14 protein-coding genes are annotated in these 15174 nt (G+C 54.0%); 6 read left to right on the top strand and 8 right to left on the bottom strand.

From position 1 onward, the window contains the following. The first annotated feature begins 77 nt into the window (after nucleotides 1–77). Nucleotides 78–1799 (top strand): ABC transporter substrate-binding protein, encoded by a 1722-nt coding sequence (locus tag CLV80_RS11435; protein WP_106358066.1) that lies wholly within the window; start codon nucleotides 78–80, stop codon nucleotides 1797–1799. Here the strand turns inward: CLV80_RS11435 and CLV80_RS18475 are convergent. Continuing rightward, entirely contained in the window at nucleotides 1769–1912 is a 144-nt protein-coding gene (locus CLV80_RS18475) for a hypothetical protein (protein ID WP_165793372.1), read from the bottom strand. The two genes, CLV80_RS11435 and CLV80_RS18475, sit on opposite strands and share 31 nt — an antisense overlap. On the opposite strand from CLV80_RS18475, the gene glpK reads away from it, so the two are divergent. Then, complete coding sequence (glpK, locus tag CLV80_RS11430; RefSeq protein WP_106358065.1) at nucleotides 1911–3404, top strand: glycerol kinase GlpK; 1494 nt, start codon at nucleotides 1911–1913, stop codon at nucleotides 3402–3404. The two genes, CLV80_RS18475 and glpK, sit on opposite strands and share 2 nt — an antisense overlap. A 58-nt stretch (nucleotides 3405–3462) precedes the next feature. Here the strand turns inward: glpK and CLV80_RS11425 are convergent, their stop codons facing one another. From CLV80_RS11425 to xylF, 3 genes are all read right to left on the bottom strand, one after another. Further along, the gene (locus CLV80_RS11425; RefSeq protein WP_106358064.1) at nucleotides 3463–4215 is read right to left on the bottom strand and encodes an ATP-binding cassette domain-containing protein; all 753 of its coding nucleotides are present in this window, start codon (nucleotides 4213–4215) and stop codon (nucleotides 3463–3465) included. After that, nucleotides 4215–5519, bottom strand: a complete 1305-nt coding sequence (locus tag CLV80_RS11420) for a sugar ABC transporter permease (RefSeq protein ID WP_106358063.1) — start codon at nucleotides 5517–5519, stop codon at nucleotides 4215–4217. The genes CLV80_RS11425 and CLV80_RS11420 overlap by 1 nt, the downstream gene beginning before the upstream one ends. A gap of 97 nt (nucleotides 5520–5616) precedes the next feature. After that, a complete protein-coding gene (xylF, locus tag CLV80_RS11415) occupies nucleotides 5617–6621 on the bottom strand; it encodes a D-xylose ABC transporter substrate-binding protein (protein WP_375342200.1) in 1005 nt (334 codons plus the stop codon). Nucleotides 6622–6893: 272 nt separating this feature from the next. Between xylF and CLV80_RS11410 the strand changes: the two genes are divergently transcribed. Beyond that, nucleotides 6894–8441 carry a CRTAC1 family protein gene (locus CLV80_RS11410; RefSeq protein ID WP_243394526.1) on the top strand — a complete coding sequence of 516 codons (1548 nt, stop codon included), beginning with the start codon at nucleotides 6894–6896 and terminating at the stop codon, nucleotides 8439–8441. Between the two features lie 139 nt (nucleotides 8442–8580). On the opposite strand, the gene CLV80_RS11405 is transcribed toward CLV80_RS11410, so the two are convergent. The 3 genes from CLV80_RS11405 to CLV80_RS11395 all read right to left on the bottom strand — a co-directional run bounded on the left by CLV80_RS11405 (nucleotide 8581) and on the right by CLV80_RS11395 (nucleotide 10122). Beyond that, entirely contained in the window at nucleotides 8581–8976 is a 396-nt protein-coding gene (locus CLV80_RS11405; protein ID WP_106358061.1) for a hypothetical protein, read from the bottom strand. 190 nt (nucleotides 8977–9166) lie between these two features. Continuing rightward, entirely contained in the window at nucleotides 9167–9370 is a 204-nt protein-coding gene (locus CLV80_RS11400; protein WP_106358060.1) for a dodecin family protein, read from the bottom strand. Nucleotides 9371–9417: 47 nt separating this feature from the next. Continuing rightward, nucleotides 9418–10122 carry an arylesterase gene (locus CLV80_RS11395; protein ID WP_243394525.1) on the bottom strand — a complete coding sequence of 235 codons (705 nt, stop codon included), beginning with the start codon at nucleotides 10120–10122 and terminating at the stop codon, nucleotides 9418–9420. Between CLV80_RS11395 and CLV80_RS11390 the strand changes: the two genes are divergently transcribed. From CLV80_RS11390 to CLV80_RS11380, 3 genes are read left to right on the top strand one after another with little or no spacing between them, the layout of a single operon-like run. After that, nucleotides 10100–10789 carry an ABC transporter ATP-binding protein gene (locus tag CLV80_RS11390; RefSeq protein WP_106358058.1) on the top strand — a complete coding sequence of 230 codons (690 nt, stop codon included), beginning with the start codon at nucleotides 10100–10102 and terminating at the stop codon, nucleotides 10787–10789. The two genes, CLV80_RS11395 and CLV80_RS11390, sit on opposite strands and share 23 nt — an antisense overlap. Continuing rightward, entirely contained in the window at nucleotides 10786–13290 is a 2505-nt protein-coding gene (locus CLV80_RS11385; RefSeq protein WP_106358057.1) for an ABC transporter permease, read from the top strand. Before CLV80_RS11390 ends, CLV80_RS11385 begins: the two co-directional genes overlap by 4 nt. Then, on the top strand, nucleotides 13287–13835 hold the full coding sequence (locus CLV80_RS11380; RefSeq protein WP_106358056.1) for a gamma-glutamylcyclotransferase family protein: 549 nt from the start codon (nucleotides 13287–13289) through the stop codon (nucleotides 13833–13835). Before CLV80_RS11385 ends, CLV80_RS11380 begins: the two co-directional genes overlap by 4 nt. On the opposite strand, the gene gltX is transcribed toward CLV80_RS11380, so the two are convergent. Then, on the bottom strand, nucleotides 13832–15154 hold the full coding sequence (gene gltX, locus CLV80_RS11375) for a glutamate--tRNA ligase (RefSeq protein WP_106358055.1): 1323 nt from the start codon (nucleotides 15152–15154) through the stop codon (nucleotides 13832–13834). The genes CLV80_RS11380 and gltX overlap by 4 nt on opposite strands. Nucleotides 15155–15174 lie beyond the last annotated feature (20 nt).

Below are 15174 nucleotides of genomic sequence, written 5' to 3'. Positions count from 1 at the left end.
TAGATATGCTGTGCGGCAACGATACATGCCGCATGGCCAAAATATGAAAAGTTCTACTATCGGGAGGAGATAAGATAATGAACTTACCTTTAAAATCAACGACAGCGATGGCACTGGCCTTTGCGGTACTGGGCAATTCCGCCCATGCTGATATGGCGGCCGCAATCGACTTTCTAGACAGCACAATTGAACGTTCGGCCATTAGCCGTGCCGATCAAGAATCAGAGATGCAGTGGTTTGTTGATGCAGCCCAGCCTTACGCAGGCATGGACATCCGTGTGGTTTCTGAAACCATCGCGACCCACGAATACGAAGCCAATGTATTGGCACCCGCATTTACAGCGATCACTGGCATCAACATCACCCACGACTTGATCGGCGAAGGCGATGTTGTGGAAAAGCTGCAAACGCAAATGCAGTCTGGTCAGAACATCTATGATGCCTATGTGAACGACAGTGACCTGATCGGTACGCACTGGCGTTACCAACAGGCGCGCAACCTGAGCGACTGGATGTCTGGTGAAGGCGCTGCCGTCACAAGCCCAACACTAGACCTTGCTGACTTTATCGGTTTGGACTTTACGACTGGGCCCGATGGTAAGCTTTACCAACTGCCAACACAGCAGTTCGCGAACCTGTACTGGTTCCGCTACGACATGTTTACCGACGAAAAGAACATGGCCGATTTCGCAGCCGAGTATGGCTATGATCTGGGCGTGCCTGTGAACTGGTCCGCATACGAAGACATCGCTGCCTTCTTTACTGGCCGCGACCTAAGCCACATGGGCATCGACACTGAAATCTATGGCCACATGGATTACGGCAAAAAAGATCCGTCACTCGGCTGGCGCTTTACTGATGCGTGGATGTCCATGGCTGGTATGGGCGACAAAGGCGAACCAAACGGTCTGCCTGTCGATGAATGGGGTGTGCGCGTAAACGAGAAAAGCCAGCCTGTCGGTTCATGCGTGGCCCGTGGCGGCGCGACGAACTCTCCTGCTGCCGTCTACGCGATCGAAAGCTACGTGGATTGGCTAACCAACTATGCCCCACCTGCTGCGGCTGGCATGACGTTCTCTGAATCGGGTCCAATTCCGGCGCAAGGTAGCATCGCACAGCAAATGTTCTGGTACACCGCATTCACCGCTGACATGGTTGGCGAAGGTGCTGCGGCCGTTCTGGACGAAGACGGCATGCCATTGTGGCGCATGGCACCAAGCCCACACGGCGCATACTGGGAAGACGGCATGAAAGTCGGCTATCAGGATGCTGGGTCTTGGACACTGATGGAATCCACACCATTGGATCGTGCTCAGGCTGCTTGGCTATACGCACAGTTCGTGACTTCGATGACGGTTGACGTTGAAAAGTCCCACGCTGGTCTGACGTTCATCCGTGAATCCACAATCGACCACGAAAGCTTTACCGAGCGCGCACCGCGTTTGGGTGGTTTGATTGAATTCTATCGTTCACCAGCACGGGTTCAGTGGTCGCCAACAGGCACCAACATCCCTGACTATCCAAAGCTGGCACAGTTGTGGTGGCAGAACATCGGGGACGCGTCCTCTGGTGCGAAATCCGCCCAAGAGGCGCTGGACAGCCTCTGTGCAGAACAAGAACGCGTTCTGGAACGTCTTGAGCGCGCAGGCGTACAGGGTGAACTTGGCCCGGTCATGAACGAAGAAATGGACCCAGAATACTGGCTAAGCCAGCCGGGTTCGCCAAAGGCCGCTTTGGAAAGCACTGACGAAGAGCCGGTCACGGTTTCTTACGACGAGCTGATCCAGTCTTGGCAGTAAATTGAAGTCCCGTCATGGGCGGCCTCCCTGCCCATGACACCAGTGGCGCGACGACGGTTTTTACCGCCGTCGCGCTTTTCCATCACGCATAAATAGGGATAGGATAGTCGCATGACACATATCCTTGCCATTGATCAGGGCACCACATCATCACGCACGATCGTATTTGATCGCGACATGAAAATCGTGGCCTCTGCACAAGAAGAATTCGAACAGCATTTCCCAAACTCAGGTTGGGTTGAACACGCCCCCGAAGACCTTTGGTCGACAGTCGCAGGCACCGCGCGCTCCGCGATTGAACGCGCCGGGCTTCGCCCCGATGACATCGCCGCGATTGGGATTACCAACCAACGCGAAACCACGGTCGTTTGGAACAAACACACGGGCCAAGCCATCCACCGCGCCATCGTTTGGCAGGACCGCCGCACCGCTGCGTTCTGTCGCGAACTGACGGCCGCAGGTCATGCTGATATGATCACAGCCCGTACCGGCCTACTATTGGACCCGTATTTTTCCGCGACTAAGCTGAAATGGATTTTGGATAACACCCCCGGAGCACGCGAAAGCGCACGCAACGGTGACCTGCTGTTTGGTACAGTCGATAGCTATCTCATCTGGAAAATGACCGATGGCGCTTCGCATGTCACCGACGCCACCAATGCGGCCCGCACGATGCTGTATGACATCCACAAAGGGCGCTGGAGCACGACAATCTGCGACCTTTTGGATATCCCACAAAATATGCTGCCAGAGGTCAAAGACTGCGCCGCCGATTTTGGTACAACACGACCTGACCTATTTGGCAGGGCGGTCCCGATTACTGGCGTCGCTGGCGATCAACAGGCAGCGACTGTTGGGCAAGCCTGCTTTGAACCGGGCATGTTAAAATCCACCTATGGCACGGGTTGTTTTGCGTTATTGAACACGGGCGATACTCCGGTCGCGTCGCAAAACAGATTGCTGACCACGATCGCCTATCAGCTAGATGGCAAACCGACCTACGCATTAGAAGGATCAATCTTTGTCGCGGGCGCGGTCGTGCAATGGCTGCGCGATGGGCTAAAGATTATTCGGGATGCGGCTGAAACCCAGCCGCTTGCCCAAACCGCAGATGAAAGCCAAGACGTGATACTTGTACCCGCCTTTACGGGCCTTGGTGCGCCCTATTGGGATCCTGAATGCCGCGGGGCAATCTATGGTCTAACCCGCAACACTGGCCCTGCCGAACTGGCCCGCGCCGCGCTTGAAAGCGTTGGCTATCAGACCCGCGACCTTATCGAGGCGATGCACGCCGATTGGCAAGGTGAAGGTGTCCAACCCACCCTGCGCGTTGACGGCGGGATGAGCGCGTCTGACTGGGCGATGCAGTTCCTTGCTGATATCATCGGTGCGTCCGTGGACCGACCAGAGGTCTTAGAAACCACCGCGCTGGGGGCTGCATGGCTTGCCGGACAGCATGTTGGCCTTTACCCAACCAAGACCGAATTCGCAGAGCGCTGGCGTTGTGAACGTACGTTTGAGGCGGCAATGCCCGAAGACGAACGAGCCCGACGCTATGACGCTTGGAAAAAAGCGGTGACCGCGACAATGTCGGTCACCGGGTAATAAAAAGGGCGGCAAGGTTTACACCTGCCGCCCTTTTCAATTCTAAAGCATTCGCGCCTTAGGCTGCGTCACGCTTTGGGTTTTTACCCATGATGATCATCGATAGGATATCATCTTCGGTCACGTCTTCGACACGTTCGTTACCGATCATCTGACCGTTTTTCATGACAGACACACGGTCACACAGTTCCATCATTTCACGTGTGTCGTGACTGATCAAAAAGATCCCCAAGCCTTGGGCTTTTAGTTCTTTGATCAGATCAGCAACCATCGCCGTTTCATGGACACCCAACGCAGCGGTTGGTTCATCCATGATCAGAATACGCGCATTAAAATACACGGCACGCGCAATCGCAACGGACTGACGTTGACCGCCTGAAAGTGACCGAACAGGTTCAGAGAACCGCTGAAAGTTGGGGTTCAAACGCGCCATGATCTTGCGCGATTCAGCTTCCATCTTTGCATCGTCAACTAACCCCAAAGGCGTTGTGATTTCACGACCTAAGAACAGGTTTGACGCGGCATCAAGGTTATCCGCCAGTGCAAGCGTCTGAAAGATCGTTTCGATGTTTTGCGCACGTGCATCACGCGGATTGTTGATCTCGACCTTTTTGCCATCGACAAAAATCTCGCCTTCGTCGGCCTTATAGGCACCAGCTAGAATTTTGATCAGCGTCGACTTACCTGCACCATTGTGGCCCAACAGACCAACAACTTCGCCAGGCATCAGGCTGATTGATACGTTATCAACCGCCTTGATACCTCCGAAACGGATAGAGATGTTCTTCATTTCAAGAAGTGGCGTAGTCATTATACGTCTCCCGTTTTGCGACGATATACGATGTCAATCCAGACGGCGAAGACCAAAACTGCACCAACAACGATGTTTTGTAGCGGGCTATCGACACCGACCATACCCATGCCTGATGTCAACGACTGCATAATCATCGCACCCAAGATAGCACCGTAAATCGTACCAGCGCCACCAGCCAAGGCTGTACCACCGATAACGGCAGCCGCGATGACACGCAGTTCGTCCAGCGTACCGATATCGGTCGTGTGCGACTGCAAACGCGCCTGCGCAACGATTGCCGATAGGCCACATAGGAAGCCCATGATTGCGAAAATCTTAACCGTCAGTAGGCGGGTATTGATCCCTGACAATTCAGCGGCATCAGGGTTACCACCTGTAGCAAAAATATAACGGCCAAGGCGCGTTTTCTTGGCGACAACTGTCATAACAACGGCGACGACAATCAAGATCATAACCGAAATCGGCAGACCGTGGCCTTGTGTGAACCCTTCGGGCATCACTTCGCCGCGTGCCTCGAAAATGCGACGCATTTTGCCTTTGGGAATATTGTACGCGTTCAACGTCGCCACAAATCCCAAGATCGCAACAACGAATACACCAGCAATTGTGCCATCCGCCCAAAGTGGCTTGGTTGGGAAACCATGTTCGGTACGGTTGCGGCGCGCTTTGTAAACGCTCCATACGGCGGCAAGTGACGCGACAATACCGACAATCCAGCTCCAGAATTCACCCAGCGTACCTTCGGCGCCGCCAAGCAGATTAAAGGTAGGGTCCAACGGCGCGATTGTTTGGCCTTCAGTCAGGAACCAGCCTGAATAACGCCAAACCATAAAGCCACCCAATGTGACGATAAATGCTGGAATTTTTTGGTATCCAACCAACACGCCATTGAACGCGCCGATCAAAGTACCGATCAACAAGCCCGAGATAACAGCAAGCGGCGCAATCCAAGGGGACCCAAGCTCAAAGCCAAAGTAACCAGGCAACCAACGCGCCTGCATCATCGCGATGACAGCAGAACAAATTGCAAGCAAAGCACCAACCGAAAGGTCAATGTTACGGGTCACAATCACGAAAACCATGCCCGTTGCCATGATCGCAACTGATACCGTCTGAACGGTTAAGTTAAAAATGTTCCGAGGCGTCAGGAAATTACCCCCGGTTGCGATGCTAAAGCCTATCGCGATCGCAATTAAGGCCCCAATCATACCAAGCAAACGTGCATCAAGCTCGAGGCTTTGGAAAATGTTTCGTTTCGTCTGGGCCGGGGTAGATCCAGAAGGTTGGGTGCTATCAGTCATATGCTGTCCCGCGTTTTCGATTTTTAAGGTGCTAGAGCGGATGCGCCGCCCCGATGATACATCGGAACGGCGCGCTCAACTCACAGATTAACTGCGATTAGTTACAAGGTGCTGGGCCGTTTTCGACGCCTTGGCACAGTGCTTCTTGAGTGATCCAACCCGCGTCAACGACGACGGACAGGTTATCAGCGGTTACTGGAACAGGTGCCAAGAACACTGCGTTCATGTCGTTGCCGCCCGGTGTTGTGAATGTCACAGCGCCGTCAACATCAGCAGGTGCAGTGCCACCGGCAAGTGCAACAGCGATTTCGCCAGCGGCTTTACCCAGTTCACGAGCATCCTTCCAGACAGACACAGTTTGTGTACCCGCAGCAACGCGGTTCAGCGCAGCGTGGTCACCATCTTGGCCAGACACAGGAATACCCTGCATGCCCTGCGCTGTCAGCGCGGCAACCGCACCACCGGCAGTACCGTCGTTAGACGCAACAACAGCATCAACGTTGTTGTCTTGCGCTGTCAGGATTTGCTCCATGTTGCGCTGTGCGTTCGCAGGCTGCCAACCATCGGTGTACGCTTCACCAACGATAGTGATCGCGCCAGAATCGATTGCGGCTTGCAGCACTTCTTGCTGACCGCCACGCAGGAAGTCTGCGTTTGGATCAGTCGGCGAACCTTTGATCATCACGTAGTTACCTGTCGGCTGAACAGCCAAGACGGCAGCAGCTTGCAAGCGACCAACTTCGATGTTGTCGAAGGTCAGGTAAAACGCACGGTCGTCTTCGATCAGACGGTCGTAGGCAACAACAGGAATGTCTTCGTCAACAGCAGCCTGAACCGCAGGAATAACAGCCTGTGTATCTTGGCCAAGAACGATTAGCGCATCAACGCCCTGTGCAATCAGGTTTTCGATGTCTGTCAGCTGTTTTGCAGCAGAAGACTGCGCGTCAGCTGAAACATATTCGGCACCGGCAGCTTCCAAAGCCGCTTTGATAGCACCTTCGTCTGTCTTCCAGCGCTCTTCTTGAAAGTTAGACCAGCTCACGCCAACGGTCATTGCATGACCTTCTGCAAACGTCATAGTTGCAGGCATTGCCGCAGCCATCGCTGCAGCGATAATAACATATTTGTTCATTTGATATCCTCCCAGAACTCGGCCTTCTAGGGCCGTAATATGCGGAAATATGGCTAGCGCTAACAGTTTTGTCAAACTGATAAAGAGCGTTGTAATCATTGAAAAATCTTAATACTGATTTACGCCGCCCTATCGACGCCCGGGCTCGTCTGCACCGTATAAACGGTAGCCGCAAGAGGGAAAAAACAATGTCTGAAAATAATACATTTCGCGCAATTTGCCCCCGCATCAAGCAACTACTTATGATGAGACCAGATGCGACCCCACATCAGGCGCCTTATAATTTTTGCAAGCTGATCATAGCGTTAACCTTTTCGGTGGCAGTACAGTCAGCACATGCGCAACCTCGCTTTGTCAACCGCGACTATAGCCTTAAGCCCGAACATATCTATGCCGGTGGTTGGGAGCATTTCGTAGGTGGAGGTGTTGCCCTTTTTGACTGCAATAACGATTCTCTGCCCGAGGTCTTTGCCGCTGGTGGCGCAAACCCCGCGCAACTTTTTATTAACACCTCAAAAACTGACATCGCCTTCACTTTAGGCGATATCGAACCGATTCTCGCCGTGACGGGTGCATATCCAATCGATATCGACAGCGACGGTATTGTTGACCTCATGGTACTGCGTAATGGACCCAATGTACTTTTGCGGGGGCAAGGTGACTGTCAATTCAGCGATGCAACTGACACATTCAACCTCCCCAAAGATGACCGTTGGTCCACAGCGTTTTCAGCCACATGGGAAGACAATCAGACGCTACCGACACTGGCCATTGGCAACTATGTTGATGCAAAAGACCCCGACGGGCCGTTTGGAACGTGCGACACGAATTGGCTCTTGCGCCCAGAGTACAATCTCTACGGCGAAACAACCGCACTTAGTCCGGGCTTTTGCCCGCTTTCGATGCTGTTCTCGGATTGGCAACGATCTGGCAATCCGATGCTGCGGATATCAAACGACCGCCAGTATTATGTTCGTAACGGATACGAACAGATGTGGTCGCTGGATCCGCTGCGCGAGCTTGGTGAAGATGACGGCTGGCCTGTGCAGCGCATCTGGGGCATGGGCATCGCCAGCCGTGACGTATCCGGAAACGGCAAACCCGATGTCATGCTGACCTCGATGGGTGATCAGGTGCTTATGTTCAACGACGGTCAACAATTCGCGCCCGTCCCTTATGCCACAGGCACCTACGCCCAACGCCCCTTTACCGGAGATGATGGCCGCCCCTCAACCGGCTGGCATGCCGAATTCGGTGACATCGACAATGACGGGCTGGCAGATTTATTCATCGCCAAAGGCAACGTCGATCAGATGCCGGGGCTTGCGATGCAAGACCCCAACAACTTGCTGATGCAAAACTCTGATGGCACGTTCACCGAGGCCGCCGGAATTGCCGGGATTGGCACTACCGAACGCTCTCGCGGAGCCGGACTGGCCGACCTGAACGCTGACGGATTGCTAGATATCGTCGTCGTCAACCGCCGCGCACCGCTAGAAATTTGGCAGAATACGAGCGTTGATACCGGCCATTGGGTCACCATAGATCCGCGTCAAACTGGTTCGAACACCTTCGCTATCGGAGCCTTCGTCGAACTGCGCACCCCAGACGGAACCCAAACCATCGAACGCACCATCGGAGGCGGGCACGTTAGCGGCAGCCTCCTCCCGCTGCATTTTGGGATCGGAGCGCATGAAACTGCAGAGGTCCGGGTGATCTGGCCAGATGGGGCAGTAGGCGGTTGGGAAACGGTTAGGGCGGATCAGACAATCCAGAAAGTGCGACGCTAGGCAATGTTTAACTGTTGCTGTGTAGGCTTAGTCGAATCTGACTATCAGTCCTAAAGCACAACATGGGGAAGGGATTTTGATACCACCTCATATGTCGTTTCTCTAATTTTCACGCTCACACAATGTGAGCAAAAAGAAATTAGTGCAATTCTTCCGGTAAGATCGCATACCAATCACTTGGGTCCGGATTATCAACTGGGATTTCTTCACTGAGAAGTAGTTGATGTGCGAGATTCCTTATCTTTGCCCACATTGGTTCAATTTTAAGCTCAGAATTCTTCCAGTTCTTTGCGGTCCCGTCATCTATTCTAGATCGTAGCAATTTATCAATTTCGATCACCTCCTCAAGAAACTCAGGAAGCAACGTGTAACTTCCACCTGTTTCCATGTCTGTGAAAGCAGTCATCCACGATTGAATAATCGCAAGTGGTATGTCGTCGATATTCCACCGACCATCGTTAATTAATGTGTCAGCTGGCTGAGCCATTATTTGAAGAACAAAAACTTGATAGTGTTTCAAATTATTATTACTCACCGAGGGTCCCGCCAATTACCAACATTGATAAATGCTCCTCGCTAGCATTAAAAAAACACAAGTTTTTTCCTACGGTGTACAGACAGGTTGGGCGCTTGCTAATCGGGTATCCCCCTCTTAGCTACCGCCTAAGGGGAGCGCCGATTTGAGCAAAAATAGGGCGCCCCAAGCGGAACGCCCTGTTTATTAATCAATCGTCCAGAACAAACGTGATCTTTAGGACGACGCGGTATTCTTGGATTTCACCGTCTGACACTGTGACTTTCTGGTCTGCAACCCATGCACCAGTAATGCCCTTCAGCGTTTTTGACGCACGTTTGATGCCATTTTCGACTGCATCGTCAAACGACTTTGATGAGCTTGAGATGACTTCTGTGACCTTAGCAATAGACATAACTATACCCCTTAGATTTTAGGTTACTTGAGTGAAATCATCCTAAACTACTCAACCTTGGCGACAAGCTCTAACAAGGTCGGTCCCAAATCTCGGACGATTAATGCCACCCCGCGCGGATTTGGGTGTAACCCGTCAGACTGTAGCAATGCCCCTAACTGCGATGGGTCGCTTACTTGTGCGCGCATTGCGGTGAGCATGTCTGGGTATAAAGAAACATTATATTTCTCGGCCAAATCAACATAGTTTTGCTCAAACGCCGTTTCATAGTCGGGCCCATAATTGGCCCCAACATTCAGCCCAACCAAAAGCATCTGCACACCTGCCGCCTGCCCTGCGGCCAAGATTGCATCTAGATTATCGCGACTTACCTTTGGGTCGATCCCCCGCAGATAGTCATTCCCGCCAAGCGCAATGATCATCGCATCAACGTCCGGGGTCAGTGTCCAATCGACCCTACTGCGCCCACCCGCTGTTGTGTCGCCGGACACACCGGCGTTGATGACGCGCACATCAGAGCCTTGTTCATTCAGCCAAGCCTGCATCTGCGCCACAAACCCATCGCTTTGCTGTAACCCGTAGCCAGCCGTCAGGCTGTCACCAAGCGCCGCGATCGTGACCGTTTCTGCCTGAACTGACCCGGTAGTTAGCAAAACCGCGATAGTAAGGTTGCGCAGCCACCGTGACGCACCATATCCATTGGACCAGATTTGACCAAAGGCCGCCTGCATGACCGATCCTGTTCTATCCATTTCCGACACTAATCTTTCACTTGATGGGAATGCGGGGCGCGTCGATATTCTGCACGACATCTCGCTTGATGTTGGGGCGGGGGAAACATTGGGCCTTGTTGGACCAAGTGGGTCGGGCAAATCGTCACTCCTTATGCTCATGGGCGGGCTGGAACAGGCTACGTCTGGCAGCATCCTGGCGCTTGGCCAAGAGCTAACGACGATGAACGAAGACCAGCTTGCGCGCTTTCGCAGGGACAATATGGGGGTGGTGTTCCAATCTTTCCACCTGATCCCGACGATGACCGCGCTAGAAAACGTCGCGACCCCACTCGAACTGGCTGGTGTGGCGGATGGCTTTGCACGGGCAGAGGCGGAATTGCAGGCAGTGGGGCTTGGTGACCGGATCAATCACTATCCCAGCCAGATGTCGGGAGGTGAACAGCAACGCGTCGCGCTTGCCCGCGCATCAGCACCGCGCCCTCGGATCTTGCTGGCTGACGAACCTACTGGCAATCTTGACGAAACGAATGGTCAGGCGATTATGGATTTGCTGTTTGATCTGCGCGACAAACACGGCGCCACGCTGATCATGGTAACCCATGCACCAGAATTGGCCGCGCGTTGTGACCGCGTTGTGCGGTTGCGTGACGGACGGATCGAAACCCAAGCACAGGCCGCAGAATGAGTATCCGGATCGCATCGCGCTTTGCCATGCGCGAACTACGCGGTGGCCTGCGTGGTTTTCGTGTTTTTCTGGCCTGCCTTGCGCTGGGTGTGGCCGCAATTGCCGCCGTTGGCACCGTGCGTGCCGGGATCGAGGCCGGGCTAAAACGCGACGGTGCAGCACTTTTGGGCGGCGATGCCGAGGTCGAGTTCACCTATCGTTTTGCCCGAGATACAGAATTAGCGTGGCTCAATAGTATCGCCGATCACGTCTCGGAAACCGTTGATTTTAGGTCAATGGCTGTAGTGGGTGACGAACGGGGGCTTACGCAAATACGTGCAGTTGACGATTTGTATCCGCTTATTGGGTCGGTCATCCTAGACCCACCAATGCCCTTGGCAGATGCACTTGCCGATTATGGCGGCGTGATGGAACGCGTCCTTGCAGACCGTCTTGGCCTGAAACCCGGTGATGGGTTTCGGTTGGGCACCCAAGACTTCACGCTTCGTGCGATCCTCGACCGTTATCCGGACAATGCTGCTGGAGGCTTTGGCCTAGGGCCGCGCACAATCGTTCTAACAGACGCTTTGGCGAATTCTGGGCTGCTGAACGAAGGCACGTTGTTTTCCACCAATTACCGGCTGGATCTCCCTGATGGAGCCAACCTGCCCGTATTGCGACGTGACGCGATGCGCCAATTCCGAGACGATGGATTACGCTGGCGCGATAGTCGGCGGGGCGCAGGTGGCACGGCACAATTTGTGAATAGGATTGGCGCGTTTTTGATCCTTGTTGGCTTGTCCGGGCTGGCTGTTGGCGGCGTAGGCGTTTCCGCCGCAGTTCGAGCTTACCTCGCAGGCAAGACAAACGTTATCGCGACCCTTAAGACGCTGGGCGCCACAAGGGCGACTATCTTTCAGACTTACTTTATCCAGATCGGGGTGCTCGCGCTGTTTGGTATCTGTATTGGCTTAGTCTTGGGCGCGGGCCTGCCAGTATTGTTCGCGCCAGTGATCGAGGCACGCCTGCCCATCCCTGCAGTTTTCAAAGTCTATTCACAGCCGCTAATTGAAGCAGCCATTTACGGCGTCCTTGCCGCGCTGATCTTTACACTATGGCCACTTGCAAAGACCGAGGACATCCGCGCAGCGACCCTGTTCCGCGATGCCTTTGGCAGTGCCAGAACATTGCCGCCACGAAAGTACCTAAGCACATTAACTGCATTGGTCATCCTACTCGTCGCGGCCGCGATCAAGTTTTCTGGAACAGCGTTCCTTACACTGTGGACGGCAGGCGGCATCGCAGGGTCGCTGTTTATCCTGGTAATCGCGGCGATCATAATCCGCTGGATTGCCCGCCGCCTGCGCACAACGGCAAGAGGCCGCCCCGCCCTGCGGTTGGCGCTTGGCTCCATTGGCGCACAAGGTGGCGAGGCCACTTCTGTGGTTCTGTCGCTTGGTCTTGGGCTAACTGTGCTTGCCTCGGTTGGGCAGATCGACGGGAATTTGCAGCAGTCTTTCTCAGATGAATTGCCCGCTGTTGCGCCCAGCTATTTCTTTGTTGATATCCAACCCGATCAAATCGACGGATTTAACGCGCGGCTAGATAGTGATCCAGCCGTCAGCAAAGTTGAAACCGCCCCAATGCTGCGCGGTGTCATCACGCAGATCAACGGCCAATCAGCCCAAAGAGCAGCCGGCGGGCATTGGGTGGTTCAAGGTGATCGCGGCATCACCTACACCGACGCCCAACCGACTGGGACAGAGATCACCGCAGGCGAATGGTGGCCCGAAGGCTATGACGGCCCACCCCAAATCAGCTTTTCCCAAGAGGAAGCGACTGAGATGGGATTAGAACTGGGCGACACGATGACCGTCAACGTGCTGGGCCGCGATATTACAGGAACGATCACTAGCTTTCGTAATGTCACATGGGAAGACGCAGGCATCGGGTTTGTCCTTGCACTCAATCAGGCCGCACTGGCAGGTGCCCCACATAGCTGGATCGCAACTGTCTATGCCGAAGAACAGGCCGAGGCCACCATCCTGCGCGACCTCGCGACAGCCTACCCCAATATCACGGCCATCCGTATCCGTGACGCGATTGACCAAGTCATAGAACTGATCGGCGGGATCGCGGCAGCGACACGATATGGCGCGCTAATTACGCTGGTTACCGGGTTCTTGGTACTTATCGGCGCAGCCGCAGCCGGAGAACGCGCCCGCACATTTGAAGCCGCCGTGCTAAAGACACTTGGCGCTTCGCGTCGGCGCATTCTAATCAGTTTCGCGCTGCGATCCGCCTTGCTAGGTTTTGCCGCAGGGATCGTCGCATTGGGCGCTGGCATCTTAGGAGGATGGGCCGTCATGACCTACATCATGGAAACAAGCTTTAGCGTCATCTGGCCAAATGCATTGCTCATTATCATCGGCGGAGTTCTTGCGTCTACGCTGGCGGGCCTTGGCTTTGCTTGGCGATCATTGTCCGCGAAACCCGCCCAAATCTTACGAGCACGCGAATGAACGATCCAGCATTCTTTGGTTACGGTAGCCTCGTGAACCTATCCACGCATGATTACCAAGAACCACGCCCGGCGGTGTTATCCGGGTGGCGGAGGGTCTGGCAAAGCACCACGACACGTGAAGTGGCCTATCTATCCGTCGTCCCCGACGATCAAAGTGAAATCGCAGGTGTTGTTGCCCGTGTACCAAATGCAGATTGGGCCGCGCTGGATGAACGCGAAGCCGCATACCGGCGACATGATGTAACGGACCAGACCAAACACAACGGCCTGCAAACTGCGACCGCAGTGTACCAAGTTAATCAAACGCTTCATTCCGGGCCGACGGTCTCGCATCCGATCTTGCTAAGCTATTTGGATGTTGTGGTGCAGGGATATCTACAAATGTTCGGCACAGCTGGTGTTGCCGCATTTTTCGAAACCACTGATGGATGGGGCCCAGTTTGGGATGACCGAAGCGCACCGCGCTATCCGCGTCACCAAAAACTAAACAAGGGCGAAACCGCCCTTGTTGATCGTCATCTACAAGACGTCCTCCGGATTTAATCCAGCGTCGGCTTAACCTGCAAAAGAGGCATAACGTCGGCCATCTCTGGTCCGCGTTCTAGCCCGGTGACCGCCTTGCGCAACGGCATAAACAGCCCGCGACCTTTGCGACCAGTTTCGGTTTTCACAAGGTTTGTCCAGTTACCCCAAGTCTCACTCGTGTAAGGTGGGTTATCCAACAGATAGAACGCCTGAGAAATAAATTCACGATCTTCATCGTCGACAAGCGGCGTCGCGCCATCGCGGAACAGAACCCACCAGCCAGCAACATCATCAAGCGTGTTAATGTTGTCGCGAACGACTTTCCAGAATGGCTCGGCCAATTCGGCAGGGACACCAGCGGCATTGATCGTTTCTGCGACATCTTCGTGCGAAAGCGTAGCAAGGTGGCGCGCGGTCAGCGGGCCGAGGTCTGCAGCATCGAATTTCGTCGGTGCCGAACCAAACTTGGAAATATCAAACCCAGCAATCACTTCGTCGATATTCGCGCGCAGTTCAACCGGGTCGGATGACCCAAGACGTGCCATCAGAGAAAGGATCGCTTCCGGTGCAATTCCAGATTTACGCAAATCGCGCAGTGCCAGCGTGCCAAGGCGTTTTGACAGCGCCTCGCCTTGTGGGCCAGTCAGCAGCGAATGGTGCGCAAAGCGCGGCGGCGTGCCACCCAGCGCCTGCATGATCTGAATTTGCGTCGCTGTGTTGGTGACGTGATCAGAACCGCGGACAACATCAGTGATGCCCATTTCAATATCATCAACGACAGATGCCAAAGTATAAAGAATTTGACCACCGTTCTTGAACAGAACAGGATCGCTCACGGATGACGCATCAATAGAGATGTCACCGATAATCCCGTCGTTCCATTCAATCCGTTCCAGATCGAGCTTAAAGCGCCAATGCGAACCGCGTTCAGCACGCAACGCGTCTTTTTCAGCGTCGGTCAGTGACAATGCTGCCCGGTCATAAACCGGCGGCTTGCCCATGTTCAGCTGCTTCTTGCGCTTTAGGTCCAGCTCAACCGGCGTTTCAAAACATTCGTACAGTCGGCCCATTTCGATTAAGCGCTGCTTGGCGATTTCGTAACGGTCCATCCGCAGTGACTGGTGCTCAACACGATCCCACTTGATACCCAGCCACGTCAGATCGGCTTTGATACCTTCGACGTATTCCTCTTTGGAACGCTCGCCGTCGGTATCGTCAATACGTAGTACAAACTGACCACCATTTTGACGTGCAATCGCATAGTTGAATAGCGCAGCGCGCAAGTTACCGATATGTATCCATCCAGTTGGCGATGGGGCGAATCTCGTGACTGTCATAACGCATTCTCCTGTTGGCA

This window comes from Yoonia maritima, from assembly GCF_003003285.1.
GTDB lineage: Bacteria > Pseudomonadota > Alphaproteobacteria > Rhodobacterales > Rhodobacteraceae > Yoonia > Yoonia maritima.
This window is presented reverse-complemented; position numbering and strand designations above follow the sequence as displayed.